This is a genomic window from Bradyrhizobium sp. 14AA, assembly GCF_054185205.1.
Map to the genome: position 1 here is coordinate 1 of NZ_JAVAYM010000074.1, position 856 is coordinate 856.

Annotated in this window: 1 protein-coding gene; it reads right to left on the bottom strand. The window is 61.1% G+C overall.

Features of this window, described 5'->3' with window-relative positions:
- Positions 1-17: 17 nt before the first annotated feature.
- A protein-coding gene (locus RAD15_RS43360; protein WP_458184790.1) for an IS5 family transposase occupies positions 18-775 on the bottom strand; the annotation gives its coding sequence in 2 pieces (ribosomal slippage) (positions 18-433 and positions 433-775; 759 coding nt in all).
- Between the last annotated feature and the right edge of the window lie 81 nt (positions 776-856).

Consider the following 856-nt stretch of genomic DNA (forward strand, 5'->3'; position numbering starts at 1 on the left):
CTAGGACCGATCGACATTCATTGCATCCAGATCATTGCGGCTGCGAGATGGATGAAGCCGGTAAAGTTGGCGGTTCGCCTGTCATAGCGGGTTGCCAAGCGTCGGAAGTGTTTGAGCTGGCAGAAGCAGCGCTCGATGCGGTTGCGCTGTTTGTAGGCGTCGGCGTCGTGCGGAATGATGATCCTGCGGGTGCGGTTTGACGGAATCACCGCCGTTGCGCCGATTTCCGCGATGATCGCACGCAGGGCATTGCTGTCATAGGCTTTGTCGGCGAGCACGGCATCGCCGCTCTGGCCATCGAGCAGTGCGGGCGCCTGGGTGATGTCATTAACCTGCCCAGCCGTGACGATGAAGCGGAGCGGACGGCCGAGCGCATCGGCCAGCATGTGGATCTTGGTGGTCAGTCCGCCTCGGGAACGCCCCAGCGCCTGATCTTTGGCCCCCCTTTTCCGCTCGTCGCCTGCTGGTGGGCGCGAACGATGGTGCTGTCGATCATCAGATACTGGTTTTCGCGATCGGCGGTCAGAGCAGCGAACACGCGCTCCCAGACGCCAGCATGGCACCAGCGGCTGAAGCGCTGATGCACCGTTTTCCACTTGCCGTACCGCTCCGGCAGGTCGCACCAGTGTGCGCCCGACCGCAAAACCCACAAACATCCGTTGACGAACAGACGATTATCCGCAGCCGTACGTCCCGGGTCGCCAGCTTTCCCCGGCAGCAGTGGCAAGATCCTCGCCCATTGCGCCTCGGTCAGCTCATATCGCTTCGCCGCCATCATCTGCTCCGTGTCGAATCACGGAACTCTATGAATCAGCGATCAAACCACTTGGGAATCCTGAATGTCGATCGGCCCTAG